This window comes from Pseudomonas putida, from assembly GCF_004357765.1.
Taxonomy (GTDB): Bacteria; Pseudomonadota; Gammaproteobacteria; order Pseudomonadales; family Pseudomonadaceae; genus Aquipseudomonas; species Aquipseudomonas putida_U.
This window is the reverse complement of the sequence record NZ_SMTE01000018.1, coordinates 57081-78386: the sequence shown is the minus strand read 5'-3', so window position 1 is coordinate 78386 and position 21306 is coordinate 57081. Positions and strand designations below refer to the sequence as shown.

The 21306-nt window shown below is 61.1% G+C and carries 18 protein-coding genes; 5 read left to right on the top strand and 13 right to left on the bottom strand.

Going from position 1 to position 21306, the window contains the following annotated elements:
* Nucleotides 1–31: 31 nt before the first annotated feature.
* The 4 genes from E2H86_RS23150 to E2H86_RS23135 all read right to left on the bottom strand — a co-directional run bounded on the left by E2H86_RS23150 (nucleotide 32) and on the right by E2H86_RS23135 (nucleotide 3240).
* Complete coding sequence (locus tag E2H86_RS23150) at nucleotides 32–766, bottom strand: amino acid ABC transporter ATP-binding protein (protein WP_133331850.1); 735 nt, start codon at nucleotides 764–766, stop codon at nucleotides 32–34.
* A complete protein-coding gene (locus E2H86_RS23145; protein ID WP_133331849.1) occupies nucleotides 763–1434 on the bottom strand; it encodes an amino acid ABC transporter permease in 672 nt (223 codons plus the stop codon). The genes E2H86_RS23150 and E2H86_RS23145 overlap by 4 nt, the downstream gene beginning before the upstream one ends.
* Nucleotides 1435–2181: an amino acid ABC transporter permease gene (locus tag E2H86_RS23140; RefSeq protein ID WP_133331848.1), complete on the bottom strand. Its 747-nt coding sequence runs from the start codon at nucleotides 2179–2181 to the stop codon at nucleotides 1435–1437.
* Nucleotides 2182–2322: 141 nt separating this feature from the next.
* Nucleotides 2323–3240 (bottom strand): glutamate/aspartate ABC transporter substrate-binding protein, encoded by a 918-nt coding sequence (locus tag E2H86_RS23135; protein WP_133331847.1) that lies wholly within the window; start codon nucleotides 3238–3240, stop codon nucleotides 2323–2325.
* A 315-nt stretch (nucleotides 3241–3555) separates the two neighbouring features.
* On the opposite strand from E2H86_RS23135, the gene E2H86_RS23130 reads away from it, so the two are divergent.
* Nucleotides 3556–7875, top strand: a complete 4320-nt coding sequence (locus E2H86_RS23130) for an NEL-type E3 ubiquitin ligase domain-containing protein (protein WP_133331846.1) — start codon at nucleotides 3556–3558, stop codon at nucleotides 7873–7875.
* Between the two features lie 54 nt (nucleotides 7876–7929).
* On the opposite strand, the gene glpD is transcribed toward E2H86_RS23130, so the two are convergent.
* The 4 genes from glpD to E2H86_RS23110 all read right to left on the bottom strand — a co-directional run bounded on the left by glpD (nucleotide 7930) and on the right by E2H86_RS23110 (nucleotide 13064).
* Complete coding sequence (gene glpD / locus E2H86_RS23125; protein WP_133331845.1) at nucleotides 7930–9468, bottom strand: glycerol-3-phosphate dehydrogenase; 1539 nt, start codon at nucleotides 9466–9468, stop codon at nucleotides 7930–7932.
* Between the two features lie 249 nt (nucleotides 9469–9717).
* A complete protein-coding gene (glpR, locus tag E2H86_RS23120) occupies nucleotides 9718–10473 on the bottom strand; it encodes a DNA-binding transcriptional repressor GlpR (protein WP_133331844.1) in 756 nt (251 codons plus the stop codon).
* Between the two features lie 189 nt (nucleotides 10474–10662).
* Nucleotides 10663–12162, bottom strand: a complete 1500-nt coding sequence (gene glpK / locus E2H86_RS23115) for a glycerol kinase GlpK (RefSeq protein WP_133331843.1) — start codon at nucleotides 12160–12162, stop codon at nucleotides 10663–10665.
* 50 nt (nucleotides 12163–12212) lie between these two features.
* Nucleotides 12213–13064, bottom strand: a complete 852-nt coding sequence (locus E2H86_RS23110) for an MIP/aquaporin family protein (protein WP_133331842.1) — start codon at nucleotides 13062–13064, stop codon at nucleotides 12213–12215.
* A gap of 303 nt (nucleotides 13065–13367) precedes the next feature.
* On the opposite strand from E2H86_RS23110, the gene ybaK reads away from it, so the two are divergent.
* Nucleotides 13368–13838, top strand: a complete 471-nt coding sequence (gene ybaK, locus E2H86_RS23105; protein ID WP_133331841.1) for a Cys-tRNA(Pro) deacylase — start codon at nucleotides 13368–13370, stop codon at nucleotides 13836–13838.
* Nucleotides 13839–13876: 38 nt separating this feature from the next.
* Here ybaK and E2H86_RS23100 read toward each other — a convergent pair whose 3' ends face one another.
* Complete coding sequence (locus E2H86_RS23100) at nucleotides 13877–14986, bottom strand: ABC transporter ATP-binding protein (protein WP_133331840.1); 1110 nt, start codon at nucleotides 14984–14986, stop codon at nucleotides 13877–13879.
* Entirely contained in the window at nucleotides 14983–15903 is a 921-nt protein-coding gene (gene argF / locus E2H86_RS23095; protein WP_133331839.1) for an ornithine carbamoyltransferase, read from the bottom strand. Before argF ends, E2H86_RS23100 begins: the two co-directional genes overlap by 4 nt.
* A 364-nt stretch (nucleotides 15904–16267) precedes the next feature.
* Here argF and E2H86_RS23090 point away from each other — a divergent pair, with 364 nt between their 5' ends.
* Entirely contained in the window at nucleotides 16268–18376 is a 2109-nt protein-coding gene (locus E2H86_RS23090) for a molybdopterin oxidoreductase family protein (protein WP_133331838.1), read from the top strand.
* 91 nt (nucleotides 18377–18467) lie between these two features.
* A complete protein-coding gene (gene grxD, locus E2H86_RS23085) occupies nucleotides 18468–18803 on the top strand; it encodes a Grx4 family monothiol glutaredoxin (RefSeq protein ID WP_010952251.1) in 336 nt (111 codons plus the stop codon).
* 71 nt (nucleotides 18804–18874) lie between these two features.
* Here the strand turns inward: grxD and bfr are convergent, their stop codons facing one another.
* Nucleotides 18875–19348, bottom strand: a complete 474-nt coding sequence (gene bfr, locus E2H86_RS23080; RefSeq protein WP_133331837.1) for a bacterioferritin — start codon at nucleotides 19346–19348, stop codon at nucleotides 18875–18877.
* 200 nt (nucleotides 19349–19548) lie between these two features.
* On the bottom strand, nucleotides 19549–19770 hold the full coding sequence (locus E2H86_RS23075; protein ID WP_133331836.1) for a bacterioferritin-associated ferredoxin: 222 nt from the start codon (nucleotides 19768–19770) through the stop codon (nucleotides 19549–19551).
* Nucleotides 19771–19983: 213 nt separating this feature from the next.
* On the opposite strand from E2H86_RS23075, the gene E2H86_RS23070 reads away from it, so the two are divergent.
* Nucleotides 19984–20586 carry a peroxiredoxin gene (locus E2H86_RS23070; protein WP_133331835.1) on the top strand — a complete coding sequence of 201 codons (603 nt, stop codon included), beginning with the start codon at nucleotides 19984–19986 and terminating at the stop codon, nucleotides 20584–20586.
* Between the two features lie 61 nt (nucleotides 20587–20647).
* On the opposite strand, the gene rnt is transcribed toward E2H86_RS23070, so the two are convergent.
* Nucleotides 20648–21259 carry a ribonuclease T gene (gene rnt / locus E2H86_RS23065; protein WP_230385459.1) on the bottom strand — a complete coding sequence of 204 codons (612 nt, stop codon included), beginning with the start codon at nucleotides 21257–21259 and terminating at the stop codon, nucleotides 20648–20650.
* Nucleotides 21260–21306 lie beyond the last annotated feature (47 nt).

Genomic DNA, 21306 nt, shown 5'->3' with positions numbered 1-21306 from the left:
AGGCGCTCGGGCAGCGGAAACGGGAGCCGACTTAGTGTTGCAGGATCTTGCTGAGGAAGTGCTGAGTGCGTTGGTCGCGGGCGCTCTGGTCACCGAAGAACTCTTCCTTGGTGCAGTCCTCGATGATGCTGCCTTTGTCCATGAAGATGACCCGGTTGGCGACCTTGCGGGCAAAGCCCATCTCGTGGGTCACGCACATCATGGTCATGCCCTCCTGAGCCAGTTGCACCATCACATCCAGGACCTCGCTGACCATCTCCGGGTCCAGTGCCGAGGTCGGTTCGTCGAACAGCATGACGATCGGGTCCATCGCCAGTGCACGGGCAATCGCCACGCGCTGCTGCTGGCCACCGGAGAGCTGGCCAGGGTGCTTCTTGGCGTGGGCACTGAGGCCGACGCGCTCGAGCAGGGCCAGGCCTTTCTTGCTGGCCTCCGCCTCGCTGCGACCGAGCACCTTGCGCTGGGCGATGGTCAGGTTCTCGGTGATGGTCAGGTGCGGGAACAGCTCGAAGTGCTGGAACACCATGCCCACCCGTGAGCGCAGTTTCGGCAGGTTGGTCTTGGGATCGGCAATGGAGGTGCCATCGACCACGATGTCGCCCTTCTGGAACGGCTCCAGCGCGTTGACGCACTTGATCAGGGTCGATTTACCCGAGCCCGATGGGCCGCAGACCACCACCACCTCACCCTTCTTGACCTCGGTGCTGCAGTCGGTCAGTACCTGGAAGTCGCCGTACCACTTGTTGACGTTCTTGATGGAAATCATACGGTGATCCTTTTTTGCAGGCGCTTGACCAGCCAGGAAGCGGAGAAGCTGATGAGGAAGTAGACGACGCCGGCGAAAATCAGGAACTCGTGTGAGCGCCCGATGATGTCGCCGTTGGAGCGTGCCGAATTGAGGAAGTCCACCAGGCCCACGGTGTACACCAGCGAGGTGTCCTGGAACAGGATGATGCTCTGCTGCAGCAGCAATGGGGTCATCTTGCGGAAGGCCTGGGGCAGGATGATCAGGCGCATGGTCTGCGCGTAATTCATGCCCAATGCCTGCGCCGCGCCCATCTGTCCTTTGGAGATCGACTGCACGCCGGCACGGACGATTTCGCAGAAGTAGGCGGCCTCGAACATCATGAAGGCGACCACGCAGGAGGTGAACGCACCGACCGGGGTATCCTCGCCGGTGATCCAACGCAGCACGAACGGCACCGCCAGGTAGAACCAGGTGATCACCAGCAGCAGCGGGATCGAACGGAAGTAGTTGACGTAGGCGCCGGCCAGATTCGACAGCAGCTTGCTCGAGGACAGCCGCATCAACGCCAGTATGGTGCCCAGCACGATACCGCCGATCACGCCCATGACCATCAACTTGAGGGTCATGACCATGCCCTCCCAGAGGGCGGGCAGGGCGGGGATGATTTCGCTGAAATCCATGTCCATTTACTTACCTCCCACGGAAATCAGACCGGGCACGGCGACTTTCTTCTCGACCAGGCGCATGAGCAACATCAGGCCCATATTCAGGGTGAAGTAGATCAGCGTGGCGAGGGTGAACGCCTCGAACAGGTTGGCGGAGAATTCGGCGGTCTGCTTGGTCTGCGCCAGCAGCTCCATCAGGCCGATCAGCGAGGCCACCGAGGAGTTCTTGAAGACGTTGAGAAACTCGGAGGTGAGCGGCGGAATGATGATCCGGTAGGCCTGTGGCAGCAGCACGTTGTTGTAGATCTGCGGGAGGCTGAAGCCCATTGCCCGGGCGGCGGCTTCCTGGCCTCTGGGCAGCGCCTGGATACCGGTACGTACCTGCTCGCAGACCCGCGCGGCGGTGAACAGCCCCAGGCAAATGACCACGCTGATCAGTGCCGAGGTCGTCGGGTTGAGGTCTTGCTTGAACCACACCTGCAGGCCCTCGGGCAGCAGGTCCGGCACCAGGAAGTACCAGATGAACAGTTGCACCAGCAGCGGTACGTTGCGGAACAGTTCCACATACGCGGTGGCGATACCCGATACCAAGCGGTTGGGTACGGTACGCATGACGCCGAGGACCGACCCCAGCAGCAGCGCGATGATCCAGGCGGTGATGGCGATGGCGATGGTCCAGCCCAGACCGGTGATGTACCAGTCCAGATAGGTTTCGCTGCCCACGCCGGTGGACTTGAAGAACACGCCCCAGTCCCAGTTGTAATTCATCGGGATTTCCCCTCAGACGGTTGTTTCACGGGCACCTTCGAACATCCGGGGGCGCGAACGCCCTCGGATGAAAGGTTAGACACTAATGGGTGGCCTGCAGGATTGATTGGCGCCCGTGGGCGCCGGGCCACAATCAGAGGGTCAGGACTTCTTCTCGTCCGCCGCCTTGTCGGTCGGCTCGGCGATCAGCTTCTTCAACTCGTCGCTCATCTTGAAATTGAGGTTCAGGCCTTTCGGAGGAATCGGTTGCTGGAACCACTTGTCGTAGCTCTTGTTGACCTCGCCCGACTTGAAGTAAGCCACGATGGCATCGTCCACGGCTTTCTTGAACGGAGCATCGCCCTTGCGCATCATGCAGCCGTAGATTTCGTAGGACTGAGGGGTCCCGGTGATGACCCAGTCCGACGGCTTGCGGGCTTTGGCCATTTCGCCGGCCAGCAGGGCGTCGTCCATCATGAAGGCGACAGCGCGGCCGCTCTCGAGCATGTTGAAGGCTTCGCCGTGGTCCTTGGCGGAAATCACGTTCATCTTCATCTGCTTGTCGGCGTTCATCGACTTGAGGATGCGCTCGGAAGTGGTGCCCGCGGTGGTGACCACGTTCTTGCCAGCCAGGTCCTGGAAGTCCTTGTAAGCGGGTTGACCATCCTTGACCTTGGTCAGCAGGCGGGTACCGACCTCGAAGATGCCGACCGAGAAGTCAACCTGCTGCTGGCGCTCGACGTTGTTGGTGGTGGAGCCGCACTCAAGGTCGACGGTGCCGTTCTGCACCAGCGGAATACGGGTCTGGGAGGTGACGAGGTTGTAGCGCACCTTGATGTCGGTGCCCAGTTGCTTCTTCAGGGCATCGACGACAGCCAGTTGGATGTCGTGGGAGTAGCCCACCGGTTCCGGCTTGCCAGCCAGGTAGGAAAACGGAATGGAGGAGTCGCGGTGGCCCAGGGTAATGGTGCCGGATTCCTTGATCTTCTTCAGGGTACCGGTCAGCTCATCGGCCATGGCCGGCGAAGCGATGACCGCAGCCGCGATAGCGGCACCCAGCAATTGACGAACGATACGCATCAAATTTTCCTCGACGTGTTTGTTTTTCTTATGGAGCCGTTGGCGGGGCTCTTCGTTCAACGAATACAGCATGAAGCGATGTGCATTCGGTTGAAGAGTGTAGAGCATGAGTCGTGCCAAGCTACCGATATCGATCATAGCGCCCGAGAACCCTAGGTATCAGAGTTTTCATACAGATTAAATCGGACGTAAATCCGAACGATGCGCACTTGGGCGTCCGGAAATCCGAATGAATGGTCTCCGTGACATATCCTGTTACCTCAATGGTCGCTGCATTGCTCGTCTAATGGTGTGCTTTCTTGTCAAGGAGGCCCCATGGTCGCTGCGAGCTTCGCCCCAGATACAATCGACGCCCTTATCACAACGCGCCTGCCAGCATGGCTTCGTACGGCGAGCGTTGACAGGTTCAACGGCTTGCGCAGGGCGCTACTGCGCCAGCAGCAAGCCTCCCAGCTGCTCCAGGGCATACTTGGCCAGATCCCTGACTTGGATACCTTTGCCGAGCCATTGCTCACGCAGGCGCTGGGCAAGTTGGGCCTGACGGAGGTCCAGCCACGCCAGGCGCAGGTATGGATCGAGCAAACCCTCGTGTTGCCAACAGCGGCCCCCCATTTACCGCCCCCCAGGGTGCCGCATTGTTCCAGGCAGTCCCTGCTGGCGGCAGCGTTGCACAATTACCACAGTGACGAGACGCGTAAGGGCTTGCAGCGGCGCGGCTACTTGCGAGCTGCGCAGAAGGGGCCGGACCTGCCCTTGTCCTTCGAGCGGTTCGCCAGTCTGTGTCGATCGTTGGATATCGGTAAGCGCTACCAGACAGTGTTGAAACATCATCTCAAGCCCATGGATGGCCCAGGGGAGCCTGCCGGGCAAGCCGCAGGCAGGGTGCGTGCGCGCATAGCGTCGAGCGTGCAGGCGCATTTCGAGGTCGCCATACGCCAGGCTGCCCTCCAGGGGGAGCTGGATGAATCGGTATTTCTGCAACTGTTGCCGTTGGTATCGTCCAAGCCCGTCGTACCGCCTGCTGCCGGGACGCGGACGGCTCGGCAGTTGTACCTGTTGGGCAAGTGCGTACGCGGCATCGTCACCGTCGAGTTACGGCAAAAGCCCGATGGACCGGTTACCGGTATCGTGGTCTGGATCCCTGGCGACCCGCGCGCCAGCGTGGGCCACTACGGTTCCTGGCAAGCCTTGTTCGATGAGTTGGGCATGCGCTTGGCGGTTGTCGAGTACAGGCAATTCTTCGGCCGATTCATCAGCGAACGCGATCGCCCGCAGTTCTTCGGCGTCCTTAAGCAGCGCTTGGAGTCGGGTTCGACGGCCGCGAAGGTTGAGCTCGATGGTCGCAATCTGCCCATTGAGACGGGACTGTTCGATCACTTGGCCAACCAGTTCGTGGAAAAGTTGCTCGATGATGCCCGGGTACTGGCCGTGCCAACCGACGATGAAGATGAGCCGGCGCGCCGCCGGCGGCTCGATGCCTACGTCGAACTGTCGCTGGATGTGGTCAGTCTGGCGGCGCTGTTCGTGCCAGTGTTGGGCGAGGTGCTGCTGGCGGTCGGCGCCGTGCAGATTGCGGGGGAGGTCTACGAAGGGTATCAGGATTGGCAAATCGGCGATCGGCAAGGCGCGCTGGATCACCTGTTCAATGTAGCGGGCAATGTCGTGGCAGGGCTGGCCATAGGCGCTGGCAGTTCCGTGGCCATGGGCGCGTTGGCCCGGGTTCCCTTTGTCGACGATCTGGTACCGATTCGCAACGCTTCGGGGCAGGTCAAGTTGTGCGCGAAGGACTTGCCTGGATATCGCCTGGGTGAAGCGGATCTGGTGTCCCTGGCGCCCGCTTCGGACCCCTCGTATTGGCAGTTGCATCAAGGTGACGCCATCTTCAAGGCTGAGACGGATCCCGCGACCGGAGCGAGCCGGCTACGCCATCCGCAACGCAGCGGCGCATACGCCCCGGCGCTGGAGGAAAATGCTGCCGGCGGCTGGCGGCACGCCTTGGAGCAGCCACAGGAATGGCAAGGCGCCCGCAAGCTAATGCGTCGCTTGGGGCTGGCGCTATCCGAACTGGACGATACGACTGCCGAATACCTGATGCTGACGACCGGGTTCGGCGAGGCCCGTTTGCGCCGTCTGCACCTGGAAAATGCCAATGTCCCGGCCAGGCTGCTCGATGCCTTGGAGTGGTATCGACTGCATGAGCAGTTCACGACGTTGCCTCGCAATGGCTTGGAGATGCAGATCAGCGCGCGTCAGGCACAGCCAGGTTCACTGGAGGCCCTGTTGTTGCGCGATTTTTCAGGTCTATCGGTACGCACGGCGCGCGAGCTCGTCAGCCAGGCCAGTGGCGACGAAATGGATGCCATGGTGGCTCGCCGACGCGTGCCGTTGACGCTAGCGGAGCGAGCGCGCTGGGTGGCCCGTGACAGCCGCTTGGACCGCGCCTTGGCCGGGGTGCGGTTGCCTCGTCTGATGAACGCCGACGGTGAGCGCCTGGTCCTGGGTTTGTTGCCCGAGACAGGATCGTGGCCCAGCGAGGTCGGTATCGAACTGCGTGACGGGGCGGCCGGCGGGGCGTTGCTGGGTAGGCTGGGCGCGGAGGCTGCGCAAAGCCTTCGGCACATCATCCGGGGGTCTGAAGGTTACCAGTTGGCGGGTAGTTCGACGTCGCCTTCAGGTTTGCTGCAGGTTGTGGTGCAATGCCGGCCTGAGGTCGATGTTGCGCTCACATCGGAGCAATTGGCCTCGCGCCTGTTGGCGCTCGCCGCAGCCGATCGCGAACGAGCTGCTCAGTTAGTTGGCATCGCGCCGATAGGCGGTGGCTTCCGTCCTCCCAGGCGTCTGGGCGATGGCCGACTGGGTTATACGCTGAGCGGGCGCGGTGAAAGCAGTCGCCAGGCCATCCGGCGCGGCATTCACCAGATTTTCCCTCTGATGAGCAATGGGGAGCTGGATGCTTACCTGATGGCATTGCTCGAGCGTCGGGAGGATCTCTGGGCGCACTATGCACGCTTGCAGGAGCAGTTGACGGGTATCCGCACCAGCCTTCGCGCATGGCAACGCACTGCGAGCAACCCGCTGGACGCCATCCGCAGGCGTCGAGTCGCCAACCAGCTGCGCAGAAGTTGGCGCCGCAAGCTTGTCAATGAGGGCGGAGAGTACGTACTGGTGATCGAGGGCGAGCGGGTGGGGCAGATGCCAAGCTTGCCGGACGGCGTTGACTATTCCCATGTCAGGCGTCTGGTGCTGCGCGGTATGAATCTCGCTGATCTCGACGAATCGTTCCTGGGGCGTTTCACCCGGTTGTACGAATTGGATCTGCGGGACAATCACCTGACCGCTATCCCTCCGGGCATCGAACTCATGAGCCAACTGCGTCAACTTCATTTATCGAGCAACCGCATCGTCATGGACGTGTCGGGTGAGCGTCGGCTTTCGGCCTTGCGCCACTTGCAGGTGCTGGATCTGAGTCATAACCCGCTCGGGCGTGCGCCCATTCTCCCGCGACTGCGTAATCTACGTGACGTGCGGCTGCGCAGCGTCGGATTGCAGGTCTCGCCTTCGCGCAGTTACTGGCGAGCCTATATCGACGCCCGTGATAACCGCATTCGAGAGTTGCGGCAGGGACTGCGCCAGCTGGGGGACAGGTTGGGGCGAATGGCTCTGCACGATAACCCACTCGATCAAGCCAGCGCTGCTTTGGTCGAGGGCCAAGGGGGCGTCCATCCGGGTGCACGGCGTAGCCCCGCTTATCAACATGAAGCGGTGACGGAGACTGTGCGCGACCGTTGGCTGGGAAGTGTCCACGTGAGTTTACGGGCCGAGCGGGAGCGGCGCTGGGAAGCCTTGCGGGCCGAGCCGGGTTCTGATGGGTTGTTTCGCTTTCTGGCCGATTTCTCTCGTAGCGAGGACTTCGATGCCCATCCGGGCCACTATCGAAACAGGGTGTGGCGCATTCTGGAATTCTGCGAGCTTCATGAGCACGTTCGCACCCGTCTGTTCCACGAGGCATCCGGCCCGCGCACCTGCGAAGATCGCTTGCTGTATACCCTTGGCCAGCTTGAGCTTGGGGTGTTGGTCGAGCGAGCGACAGGTGAAGGAGGGCGAGCGATAGCGGAGTCTCGGCTGGTGCGTCTGGCGAGGTCGTTGTTCCGCTTGGATGAGGTCGATCGGCTTGCTGCCCGGCATTTGCAGCGTATGCGTACACAGGCTTCGCGCCTGGTGGACGATATCGAGGTGCGAATGTTCTATCGAGCCAAATTGCAGCGGCCACTCGGGTTGCCGATTGAGCCTGTATCAATGCATTACGAGGCATTCGCCCACGTCGACATGGCAGATGTGCTCGCTGCACAGGAGCAGGTCATCGCTGCAGAAACCGCCGAAGCGCTGATCGACTCGCTTGCCCAGCGTCCCTTTTGGGAAACCCATGTGCGTGAGTACCACGCCGCACGGTTCGAGCAGGCGACCGAGCGCTTCCAGAGCCAGCTCGAGGCGAATGAATCCGAGCGGGAACGGGGGGCGCTTGGTGAGTGGGAATTTCTCCAGCGCAGCAATGCACTGATGCACGAGTATGAGGAGGCCGAACGTGCACTGATACGCACTTTGGCCCGTGAGGCTTACGAACGGCTCGAGCCTTGATTGCGTAAATGGTTTGGGCAGGCCGACATGGCCTGCCCAATTGACTACAGTCGGTCAGGCTGCTTGGGTCTGCTTGCTCTGTGCGTGCATTCGCTGCAAATACTCGCGTAACGCCTGTTGTTCCGCGGCACTGGTGAAGAGGCCCAATTTCGTCCGGCGCCAGAGGATGTCGTCGACATCCGTCACCCATTCTTCGCGGCACAGGTAATCCACTTCCCGGGAGAACAGGCCGCCACCAAAGGCCTGGCCCAAGTCATCCGGTCCATTAACGCTGTCGAGCAATTGCCAGACGCGGCTGCCGTAGGTCACCGCCCAACGCTTGGCGATCTCTACCGGCAACCAGGCATGTTTGCCCTGCAGCTGCTCGACCAGCGCTTGCGCGGTGGTCATGTGTTCGCCACCGGGCAGCGGCGCGTCGGCAGTCCAGCTACCGCCCATGGTGCTGAAGAATGGCTTGAGTTCGGCCATGGCCGATTCCGCCAGCTTGCGGTAGGTAGTCAGTTTGCCGCCGAATACCGACAACAGCGGCGCCTCGCCGGTGCTGGCCGAGAGGGCCAGGGTGTAGTCGCGAGTTACCGCCGAAGGGTTGTCCGACTCGTCATTGCACAGAGGGCGCACGCCGGAGTAGGTGTGCAGGATGTCCGCACGGCTCAACGGTTGATTGAAGTGCTGGTTGACCACGTTCAGCAGGTAATCGGTTTCCTCCTCGGTAATTGCCACCTTGGCCGGGTCGCCGCTGTACTCGCGGTCTGTGGTGCCGATCAGGGTAAAGCGCTCGAGGTAGGGAATGCAGAAGACGATCCGTTGATCTTCATTCTGCAAAATGTAGGCATGCTCGCCTTCGTACAGACGCGGCACGATGAGATGGCTGCCCTGGATGAGGCGAATGCCATAAGGCGCATCGAGTTTGAGGTCGTCTTTGATGAAGGTCGCCACCCAGGGGCCGGCGGCGTTGACCAGCGCCCGCGCGCGGATGCTGCGCTGGGAGCCATCGGCCAATTGCAGTTCGACCTGCCACAGGCCGTCGACGCGTTCAGCGCGCAGGCAGCGTGTGCGGGTATGGATGTGCGCGCCGTGTTCACGGGCAGCCATGGCGTTGAGTACCACCAGGCGGGCATCGTCGACCGCGCAATCGGCATATTCGAAACCACGGGTGATCTGCGGCTTGAGCGGGTAGCCCGGGCCGAAACGCAGGCTACGTGAGGCGCCCAGGCGCTTGCGCTTACCCAGGTGGTCGTACAGGAACAGGCCTGCGCGAATCATCCAGGCCGGGCGCAGATGCGGGCGGTGCGGGAGTACGAAGCGCATCGGCTTGACGATATGCGGAGCCTTGGCCAGGAGTACCTCGCGCTCGGCGAGTGCTTCACGCACCAGGCGGAATTCGTAATGTTCCAGATAACGTAGACCGCCATGGATCAGCTTGCTGCTGGCCGATGAGGTGTGCTGGGCAAGGTCGTCTTTTTCGCAAAGGAACACCTTCAGCCCACGCCCGGCGGCGTCGGCAGCGATGCCCACGCCATTGATGCCTCCGCCGATCACGGCGAGGTCGTAGCAGTCGGCAAGGGGCGGCTGGGACGAAACGGGCTGGGACACGGGCAAGGCCTCCTGAGGCTGTTCACATCGAATATGAACATTGATGTTCGTTTTCGAAAATACTAGCGCAACAAGGCACTGCTCGCCAGTCAGTCTTTATAGAAAATACTGATCGGACTACAGCAAAATGAACAAAAGCGAACATGGGGTGAGTGGGTTTCACAGCTGCCAAGCTGCGCACAGCGAGCACCGCCGGCGCGGCGCTCGACCGAAGGAAGCCAGGAGTATCGCGGTCTGCGCGGCCGGCGCTCAGACCACCTCGAGCCGCACCTTGTAGCGGTTCAGCAGCTCGCCCAGTGCCACTGTCGGCGCCTGGTCGGTCACCAAACAATCGACCAGGTTGATCGAACCCAGGCGAACCATGGCGTTGCGCCCGAACTTGCTGGAGTCTGCGGCCAGGATCACCTGCCGTGCATTGGCGATGATCGCCTGGGAAACCCGCACTTCCTGGTAGTCGAAGTCGAGCAGGCTACCATCTTCGTCGATACCGCTGATGCCCACCAGGGCGAAGTCGACCTTGAACTGGCTGATGAAGTCGACACTGGCCTGGCCCACCACGCCGCCATCACGACGCACCGTGCCGCCGGCCACCAGGACTTCGAAATCGTCCTTGGCAGCGAGGATCGCCGCAACGTGCAGGTTGTTGGTGATCACTTTGAGGTGGCTGTGGTTGAGCAGTGCCCGGGCGATGGATTCGGTGGTGGTGCCGATATTGATGAACAGGGAAGCATGGTCCGGGATCTGCCGTGCCACCGCTTCGGCGATACGCTGCTTCTCATCGCGCATCTGGTCGGCACGCATGGCATAGGCGGTATTCTCGATACTCGAATCGTAGGCAGCACCGCCATGATACCGGCGCAGCAGGTTGAGTTCTGCGAGCTGGTTGATATCGCGGCGGATGGTTTGCGGGGTGACGACGAACAGCTGCGCCATTTCTTCGATGCTGACGTAACCGCGTTCGCGCACCAGCTCGAGTATTTGTTGTTGGCGAGGAGGCAGATTCATGGGCGGTCCTTTTGGGCTGCCGGACAAATTCTGCAATGATGCCGTAGGAAATGGATGACGGCCAGTGACGATCGGGGCACGAAACGTCCGGATACCGGTCAGCCGTTTCCCCTTCGGAGCCGCAGCTGGGGTGAAAACGCTGCGGCATCCGGGGGATCCGGCTTGTCGGTGACCGTCGGTCGCGGGCGATCAGGCTTCGTGATCTTCCCAGTCTCGGGTGCGCTCGACCGCCTTCTTCCAGCCGGCATAGAGCTTTTCTTTGTGGGCCTCGTCAAGCTGCGGGCTGAACTCGCGCTCGATGATCGCCTTGTTGCGCAACTCGTCCAGGCCGCTCCAGAAGCCACAGGCGAGGCCAGCCAGGTACGCTGCGCCAAGTGCTGTGGTCTCACGCATTTTCGGGCGTTCGACGCAGGTGCCGAGGATGTCGGCCTGGAACTGCATCAGGAAGTTATTAGCCACTGCACCGCCATCCACGCGCAGCTCCGACAAGCGCTCGCCGCAATCCTGTTGCATGGCGTCAAGGACATCGCGGGTCTGATAGGCGATCGATTCGAGTGCCGCCCGGATGATGTGGTCGACTTTCACTCCGCGAGTCAGTCCAAACAGTGCGCCGCGGGCATAAGGGTCCCAGTACGGGGCGCCGAGGCCGGTGAATGCCGGCACCAGATAGACTCCGTTGCTGTCCTTGACCTTGCTGGCGAAGTACTCGGTGTCCAGGGCGTCGTTGACGATCTTCAGTTCGTCGCGCAACCACTGCACAGTGGAGCCGCCGTTGAATACCGCACCTTCCAGGGCATAGGCCACCTCGCCCCGAGGACCGCAGGCGATGGTGGTGAGCAGACCATGGGACGACTTCACCGCCTTGTCACCGGTGTTCATCAGCAGGAAGCAGCCGGTGCCGTAGGTGTTCTTGGCCTGGCCGGGCTCTACGCACATCTGGCCGAACAGTGCCGACTGCTGGTCGCCGGCGATACCGGCGATGGCGATACCGCTCTTGGTGTGGCCGTAGATTTCCGAGGACGGGCGGACCTCGGGCAGCATCTGCCGGGGGATGCCGAGAATCTCCAGCAGCCTCTCGTCCCACTGCAGGCTATGGATGTTGAACATCAGGGTGCGCGAGGCGTTGGTGTAGTCGGTGACATGCACTTTGCCGCCGGAGAATTTCCAGATCAGCCAGGTATCGATGGTGCCGAACAGCAATTCGCCGCGTTCGGCGCGCTCACGCACGCCTTCCACGTTGTCGAGGATCCATTTCAGCTTGGTGCCGGAGAAGTAGGGATCGGTGACCAGGCCGGTGGTTTCGCGAATGTAATCCTCATGCCCATCGCGCTTGAGCTGGGCGCAGATTTCGGTGCTGCGGCGGCACTGCCAGACGATGGCGTTGTACACCGGGCGACCGCTTTCCTTGTCCCAGACCACCGTGGTTTCACGCTGGTTGGTGATGCCCAACGCCGCGACTTGAGCATGGCTGATGCCTGCCTGGGCCAGCGCCTCGACCATGGTCGCGCTTTGCGTGGCGAAGATCTCCATGGGATCGTGCTCGACCCAACCGGCTTGCGGGTAGTGCTGGGCGAACTCGCGCTGGGAGGTGCCGACCACGTTGGCATCACGATCGAAAATGATGGCTCGCGAGCTGGTGGTGCCCTGGTCCAGGGCGATGATGTAGTTCTTATCCTGGGTATCTGTCATGGTCATAGGCCTTGCAAATGAGGAGGTCGGGGGCGTGTAGGATGGCCAGGTCAATTGACCTGGGCATCGGCCCGGCGATTGTCGTTCGGTTCAGCGTCAGCGTCCGGTGCCTGCGGCAGGTTGCGGGCAATCAGGCCGCGATAGATGGCTGCACCCAGGCATGCGCCCAGGATCGGTGCGAACACCGGTACCAGGAAATAAGGAACGCTGCGTCCACCCGTGAAGGCGATTTCGCCCCAACCGGCGAAGAAAGTCATTAGTTTTGGGCCAAAATCGCGGGCGGGATTCATCGCGAATCCGGTCAGCGGGCCCATGGCGCTGCCGATCACTGCGATCAGCAAACCAATCAGCAGCGGCGCCAGCGGGCCGCGTGGCAGGCCATTGTTATCGTCGGCAAGGGCCATGATCACTGCCATGAGGATAGCGGTGATCACCACTTCGACCAGAAACGCCTGGCCGATGGAGAGCGCAGGGTGTGGGTAGGTGGAGAACACCGAGGCCAGCTCCAGGCTGGCCGGGCTGCCGCGCAACATGGCGTGGGCTTGTTCGAAGTCGAAGAACAGGTTGCTGTACAGGGTGTACACCAACGCGGCACCACAGAAGGCGCCGGTGACCTGCGCGAGAATGTAGAAGGGCAGTTTGCGGCGTTCGAACCCACTGAACACCGTCAGCGCGATGCTCACCGCCGGGTTCAGGTGCGCACCGGACACACCGGCGGTGAAGTAGATCGCCATGCTGACCCCCACCCCCCAGATGATGCTGATTTCCCAAAGCCCGAAGCTGGCGCCCGCGACTTTGAGGGCGGCGACGCAGCCGGTTCCGAAGAAGATAAGCAGCGCGGTGCCGAGAAATTCCGCCAGGCACTGGCTGGACAGCGTAGGTTGGCGCAGAGCAGTCGTCATGTATGACCTCGTTTGTTTTTGTTGTGAGGCACGTGGCGCTCGACAGCAATGCCCGGTATCGATCCCCATTGAGACCGGGCAGATGTTGAAATATGCACATTTTGAGTGCACTGATTATTCACAAACGAAAAAATATAGACAAGAAACGCTGATGTCAAAGGTCGAAAGTGAACGCTCGGTCACGATTTGGCCCCGCATCACGGGTGCATATCCCGCCCTAGACGCATTGCTGCGTGTCTGGTTGGCTGGCGGGCGGGATTTGCCCTAAAGTAGCCGCCGACCTGTACCAGATCGGAGCACCACATGACCCCAGCCCTCGACCTGCTCAAGAAGGTGCGCGCCGAACACCGGGTGCACAGCTACGAGCACGACCCCAAGTCGGCCTCTTATGGGCTTGAAGCGGCAGAAAAGCTTGGCCTGGATCCACGCCAGGTGTTCAAGACGTTGCTGGCGGCCAGCGAAAAGGGCGAATTGCTCGTGGCGGTCGTGCCGGTGGGCGGCACCCTGGACCTCAAGGCCCTGGCCCAGGCCGCCGGGGTGAAGAAGTGCGAAATGGCCGACCCGATGGCGGCGCAACGCGCCACTGGCTACTTGGTCGGAGGCATCAGCCCGCTGGGACAGAAGAAACGCTTACGCACGTTCATCGATCAATCGTCGCAAGACTTTTCGACCATTCATGTCAGTGCTGGGCGGCGAGGCTTGGAAGTGGAACTGGCCGCGGCGGTGCTGGCCGAGCATACCCAGGGGGTATTTGCCGGGATCGGTCGGGAATGAAGGCGCCTGGAGCTGCGGCGCAGCCCCAGGTCATAGGATCAGCTGGCTGAGCTGTAACGGCGCACGCTGGTTTCCTGGCGCGACAGTTGGGCGGCGACACTGCCCGGTACCGGGAACAGCACCAGGTGATCGGCGGCCACACTGATGCCGACCTCGTCGCCAACCTGGTGATCGATATGGCTTGGGAAGATCGCCTCCAACTGGCTGCCGGTGGGCAATTGCAGGCGGTACAGGGTCGAGGCACCAAGAAAGCTCTTGCCAGTGATGCTGGCACGCAGGCCACTGTTGGGGGCGTACACGATGTCGTCGGGGCGCAGCAACACGTCCACCGAGCTGCCGGGTGCCATGGTATAGGCGCGGTTGCCACGCAGCTCGCCCAGCTCGGTATTGACCGCTTCGTGACTGCTCATCTGGCCGCGAATGAAATAGCCCTGGCCGACGAAGCTGGCGACGAAGGGGGTCTGCGGTTCATGGTAAAGGTTGTAGGGGGTATCCCATTGCTCCAGGCGGCCTTCCTTGAACACCCCGACGTGATCGCTGACGGCAAAGGCTTCTTCCTGGTCATGGGTGACCAGGATCGCACTGGTGCCTCGGTTCTTGAGAATGTCACGTACCTCGTGACTCAAGCGCCGGCGCAGCTCGACATCAAGGTTGGAAAACGGCTCGTCGAGCAGCAGCAACTGGGGTTCCGGGGCCAGAGCGCGAGCAAGCGCCACCCGCTGTTGCTGGCCGCCGGAAAGTTCATGCGGATAGCGTCCGCCCAAGCCGCCGAGCTTGACCAGTTCCAGCATCTCATCGATCACCTCACCCTGCCGGGGATGTTTGGCGATGCCGAAGGCGATGTTCTGGGCCACCGTGAGGTGAGGAAACAGTGCATAGTCCTGGAACACCATGCCGATCCGGCGTTTTTCCGGCGCAAGCGTGAACCCGGCTCGGGATATGACTTCGCCCGCCAGCTGGATTTCACCGGCATGCACTGGCTCGAAGCCGGCGATGGCGCGCAGGGTGGTGGTCTTGCCGCAACCGGAGGAACCCAGCAGGCAACCGATGTCGCCTGCGTTCAGGTGCAGATTGAGGTTCTGGACGATGCGCTGGTCGCCATAGCCGCAGGCAAGGTCGCGCAAGTTGAGCAGTAGGGTTTGACTCATGCGTGGTGGTAAGCCGGTTCTACAAGGAATTCGAGAAGGGCCTTCTGCGCATGCAGGCGGTTCTCAGCCTGGTCCCAGGCGACCGAGCGAGGGTCGTCGAGCAGGTCCTGGCTGATTTCCTCGCCGCGGTGGGCGGGCAGGCAATGCATGAACAGGGCGTCGGGTGCCGCCAGGTCGAGCAGTTCGCGGGTGACCTGATAAGGCGCGAAATGCGCCAGGCGCCGTGCAGTTTCCTCTTCCTGCCCCATGGAAGTCCATACGTCGGTGGTCACCAGGTGCGCGCCCCTCACCGCTTCACGCGGATCGCGGACGATCTGTACGCGCTCGCCACCCAGGGCCAGGAAGCGTGGATCGGGCTCATAGCCTTCCGGACAGGCGATGCGCAGCTGGAAATCGAACTGCACGGCTGCTTCGATGTAGGAGTTGCACATGTTGAAGCCGTCACCGACCCAGGCCACGGTCTTGCCCTGGATGGCGCCACGGTGCTCGAGGAAGGTCTGCATGTCGGCCAGCAGTTGGCAGGGATGCGACTCGTCGGACAGTCCGTTGATCACAGGGACGCGGGAATTGGCGGCGAACTCGGTCAAGGTGGCGTGGGCATGGGTACGAATCATCACGGCGTCGAGCATGCGCGACATGACGATGGCACTGTCGCTGATCGGCTCGCCGCGACCCAGTTGGGTGTCGCGTGGCGAGAGGAAGATCGCCTGGCCGCCGAGTTGGATCATGCCGGCTTCGAACGACAGGCGGGTACGCGTCGAGGATTTCTCGAAGATCATGCCCAGCACCCGGTTCTTCAGCGGTTCGAACAGTACGCCGCGGTTACGCAGGTCCTTCAGCTCGATGCCTCGACGGACCACGGCGAGCAATTCGTCAGCGGTGAAATCCATCAGGGAGAGAAAGTGCCTAGCGCTCATGTTTGACTACCTTATCTGCAACGGTATGCAGGTCGACCGTATGGTTTTTTTTGACAACGGGAGTGACCTGCGGCGTAAGCCGCACGGGGCGGACGAAATAGGGAAAGGCGCAATACTATAATTAAATGTCGCCTGAAACCAAGGGGGAGAACAGCATCACTGTTGCAAGGGGTGTCATGACAGGCAGTGTCGACGCTGTTCTTTATTTGCTACAGAGGTTTGTACACGGCTTGTCGCCGATTTGGCAAATGCGTGTCGCCAATGACCAGCCTGATGTCGCCTGATTCACGGCGCAAAGCGCACTGGCCGGGGGTCTGGCCTGAGCGCATAGTCGTGGCTGGACAACCACGAGGCCGAGGCGGCCATGACCAAGACCCTTCACCACCGCGCCTGTCATCTGTGCGAAGCGATTTGTGGATTGAACATCGAAGTCGGTCGAGACGACGACGGGCGGTCGCGCATTCATTCGATCAAGGGTGACCCCGAGGATCCCTTCAGCCGAGGACATATCTGCCCCAAGGCGGTCGCGTTGCAGGATATCCAGGATGACCCGGATCGTCTGCGCCAACCCCACAAGCGCGTTGGCTCGCAGTGGCAAGCCATCGGCTGGGACGAAGCCTTCGAACTGGCTGCCGAGCGGCTCTGGGCGATTCAGCAGGCCCATGGGCGCAATGCCGTGGCGGTCTACCAGGGTAATCCGAGCGTGCACAACTACGGCCTGATGACCCATAGCAACTATTTCCTTGGCCTGCTCAAGACCCGCAATCGCTTCTCGGCCACCTCGGTCGACCAATTGCCGCAACATCTGACCAGTCATCTCATGTACGGTCATGGCCTGCTGCTGCCGATTCCGGACATCGACAGTACCGATTTCATGCTCATCCTGGGCGGTAATCCGCTGGCCTCCAACGGCAGCATCATGACCGTCCCGGATGTCGAAAAGCGCCTCAAGGCCCTGTGCGCTCGCGGTGGCCGGCTGGTGGTGGTAGACCCACGACGCAGCGAAACCGCAGCGATCGCCGACAGCCACTTGTTCATCCGGCCCGGTGGCGACGCCGCGCTGTTATGCGGCTTGCTCCACACCTTGTTCGATGAGGACCTGGTCCGCGGCTCGCACCTGCCGATCGCAGGGTTGCAGGCGTTGCGCTCTGGCATTGCAGCGTTCGATGCCGAGTCGATGAGTGCGCATTGCGGCATCGACGCGGCCAGCATACGCCAGCTGGCCCGCGACTTCTCGGCGGCTGACAAAGCGGTCTGTTATGGCCGCATGGGCGTCTCGACCCAGTCTTTCGGCACGCTGTGTCACTGGTTGGTGCAGGTGATCAACCTGGTCACGGGCAATCTTGATCGAGAGGGTGGGGCGCTTTGCACCGAACCGGCGGTGGACCTGGTGGCGAGTACCTCGGGGGGGCATTTCAATGCCTGGCAGAGCCGCGTCTCCGGTTTGCCTGAATATGGCGGTGAGCTGCCGGTGGCCGCTTTGGCCGAGGAAATCCTCACCCCCGGCGAAGGCCAGGTGCACGCCCTGGTGACGGTGGCGGGTAACCCGGTGCTGTCCACGCCCAATGGGCGGCAGTTGGACAAGGCATTGGAAGGGCTGGAGTTCATGCTCAGCATCGACCTGTACATCAATGAAACCACCCGCCATGCCGACCTGATCCTGCCCTCGACCTCGGCGTTGGAAAACGATCATTACGACACGACCTTCAACCTGCTGGCGGTACGCAACGTCACCCGCTTCAACCGGGCGATCCTGGACAAGCCGGAGGGTGCGCTGCACGACTGGGAAATCTTCGTCGGCCTGGCCCAGGCCTTTGCCAAACGGGCCGGGCTGGAGCTCAAGCCGACCGTCCCGCCGGCGCGGATGATCGATCAAGCCCTACGCAGTGGGCGCTATGGTCAGGATTCGGCCTGGAATCTGTCCCTGCAGGCATTGGACCACTACCCCCATGGGCTCGACCTTGGACCACTGCGTGCCAACCTCGCGGCACGCCTGGCGACGGCCAGTAGAGCGGTCGAGGTCGCACCGCAGGTGTTGCTGGACGATCTGCAGCGGCTGGGCCGACAGGCCCCCGCTGCACCCGACGAACTGCTGTTGATCGGACGCCGCCATGTGCGCAGCAACAATTCATGGATGCATAACTTCCACCGCCTGGTAAAAGGCAAGCCGCGTCATCATTTGCTGATGCACCCATTCGACCTGCAGCAACGGCGCTTGCAGGATGGCCAGCGGGTCGTCGTGCGTTCGCGTACGGGGACGTTGGAAGTCGAGGTGCAGGCGTGCGAGGACATGATGCCTGGGGTGGTCAGCCTGCCCCATGGGTTCGGCCACGGACGCCAGGGCGTGAGGTTGCAGGTGGCCCAGACGCAGCCTGGGGTGAGTGCCAACGACCTGACCGATGAACGTCTGCGCGATCGGGTATCGGGCAACGCGGCGCTCAATGGCGTCCCTGTGCAGGTCGGTGCCGCTTGATGAACGGTAAGGCCGAGCATGCTGATCGGGTTTCCGTTACAATGCGTCACCGTGCCGACATTTGCGTCGGAAAGTTCAGCCGAGGTGCTACATGGATATCATCGAAACGATCAAAGAGCAGATTGCCAACAACACCATTCTGCTTTACATGAAAGGCTCGCCGAATGCTCCGCAGTGCGGCTTCTCTGCGCGTGCTTCGCAGGCCGTGATGGGTTGTGGCGAGAAGTTCGCCTACGTCGACATCCTGCAGAACCCGGAAATCCGCGCCAACCTGCCCAAGTACGCCAACTGGCCGACCTTCCCACAGCTGTGGGTTGCCGGTGAGCTGGTCGGTGGCAGCGACATCATGCTGGAAATGTTCGAAAAGGGTGAGCTGCAGACCCTGATCAAGGACGCTGCCGCCAAGGCCAAGGCTTCCGAAGCCTGATCCTCATTCCCGTGGCATGAAAAAACCCGCCATGAGCGGGTTTTTTCATGCCACGAGTCAGCGTGTGCGAATCATTCTTCGCCCATCTGCGACTGCAGGTAGTTCTCGATGCCGATCTTGTCGATCAGCCCCAGCTGAGTTTCCAGCCAGTCGATGTGTTCTTCCTCGGACTCCAGGATGTCCTCGAGCAGATCACGCGAACCGAAGTCGCCTTGGGTTTCGCAATGGGCGATGGCCGCCTTGAGGTCGACCAGGCCTTTCTGCTCGATCTTGAGGTCGCACTCGAGCATTTCCTTGGTGTGTTCGCCGATCAACAACTTGCCGAGGTCCTGAACGTTAGGAATGCCTTCAAGGAACAGAATACGCTTGATCAGTTTGTCAGCGTGCTTCATCTCGTCGATGGATTCCTTGTACTCGTGCTTGCCGAGCTTGTTCAGGCCCCAGTCTTCGTACATACGGGCGTGCAGGAAATACTGGTTGATTGCGACCAGCTCGTTTCCGAGGATCTTGTTGAGATGCTGGATGACGCTTACGTCGCCTTTCATTGCGGGTTCCTGCCCTTGAGATGAGTGCCAATGCAGGAAGTTTGAGCCCGATAGTAAGGGCTGTCAAACCTAAGTTCTTGAATAATAAGTGAAAATTAATAGGAATAAGAATGTTTGTGAACCGCGTTGGTAGCCTAACTTATTGAATTTAAGGCATAAAAAAACCGGACGCAGGGTCCGGTTCTTTGAAATCGGGCAATTCAGGCAGCGGTGAATTCCACAGGGTAGGGCAGGGCCGCCTGTTGGCTTACCTGCACACTCGTCAGGGTCTCGCGCACCACCTCTTTGGCCAAGCAAGCGCATTTGCCGCATTGGCTGGCGACGCCGGTCGCGGCTCGAACTTCCTTGTAGCTGCAGCATCCTTCATAGATCGCATCGCGGATCTGGCCGTCGGTCACGCCGACACAAAGACACACATACATAAAGTCGGACCATCGCTGGTTGAGTCGATGGGTTGGAGAGTAATGGTAATGAGAATGCTTGTCAAAGGGCTTTGCGGGAGCGCCGTGCTTGAGCGACCGGCGGTTCGATTCGGCCTGTCATGAGAAGCCGTGTATGATGGTCGGCCTTTGTTGGATGTCTGGCCTTTCCGCTTGGCCCGGCAAACGGTTCTTCACCCTCATCAGGAGATTACAATGAGCGTACTCGTTGGCAAACAAGCCCCCGATTTCACCGTCCCGGCCGTCCTCGGTAACGGCGAGATCGTCGACAGCTTCAACCTGGCCTCGGCCATCAAGGGCAAGTACGGCCTGGTGTTCTTCTACCCGCTGGACTTTACCTTCGTCTGCCCGTCCGAGCTGATCGCCCTGGACAACCGCATCCCTGACTTCGCCGCCCGTGGCGTGGAAGTGATCGGTGTCTCGATTGACTCGCACTTCACCCACAACGCCTGGCGTAACACCCCGGTCAACAATGGCGGCATCGGTCAGGTCAAGTACACCCTGGCTGCCGACATCTCCCACGAAATCTGCAAGGCCTACGACGTCGAGTCCGAAGGCGGTGTAGCGTTCCGTGGTGCCTTCCTGATCGACAAGAACGGCGTTGTCCGTTCGCAGATCGTCAACGACCTGCCACTGGGCCGTAACATGGACGAGCTGCTGCGTCTGGTCGACGCCCTGCAGTTCCACGAAGAGCACGGCGAAGTCTGCCCTGCCAACTGGAAGAAAGGCGACCAGGGCATGACCGCTTCGCCAGAAGGCGTCGCTGCTTACCTGAGCGAGAACGCCGGCAAGCTGTAATTGCCGAGCGCATAAAAAAACCGGCCTCGATGGCCGGTTTTTTTTGCTTCAAGGTGCAGCTTCAATCGTTGAAGTCGCGCCAGCCGCCCATTTCTTTCCAGCGGTTGACGATGCCGCAGAACAGTTCGGCGGTCTTCTCGGTATCGTAGCGTGCCGAGTGCGCCTCACGACCATCGAAGTCGATATCTGCGCTCTGACAGGCTCGCGCCAATACGGTTTGGCCATAAGCCAGTCCGGCCAGGGTGGCTGTATCGAAGCTGGAGAACGGGTGGAACGGATTGCGCTTGATGTCGTTGCGTGCCACTGCCGCGTTGAGGAAACCCAGGTCGAAGCTGCTGTTGTGGCCGACCAGGATTGCCCGCTTGCAACCGTTGGCCTTGAGCGCTTTGCGCACGCCACGGAAGATGTCGGTCAGGGCGCTTTCCTCGCTCACTGCCATGCGCAGGGGATGGTCCAGCTTGATGCCGGTGAACTCCAGCGCTGCGGGCTCGATATTGGCGCCTTCGAACGGCTCGACCCGGAAGAAATAGGTGTGCTCCGGGAACAGGAAGCCTTTCTCGTCCATGCCGATGGTCACCGCGGCGATTTCCAGCAAGGCATCGGTGGCGCTGTTGAAGCCGCCGGTCTCGACGTCCACCACTACCGGCAGATAGCCGCGGAAGCGTTCGGCCATGGGGTGGCGTGAAGCGCTGCCCGACTGGACATCCTGATCGTCTTCGT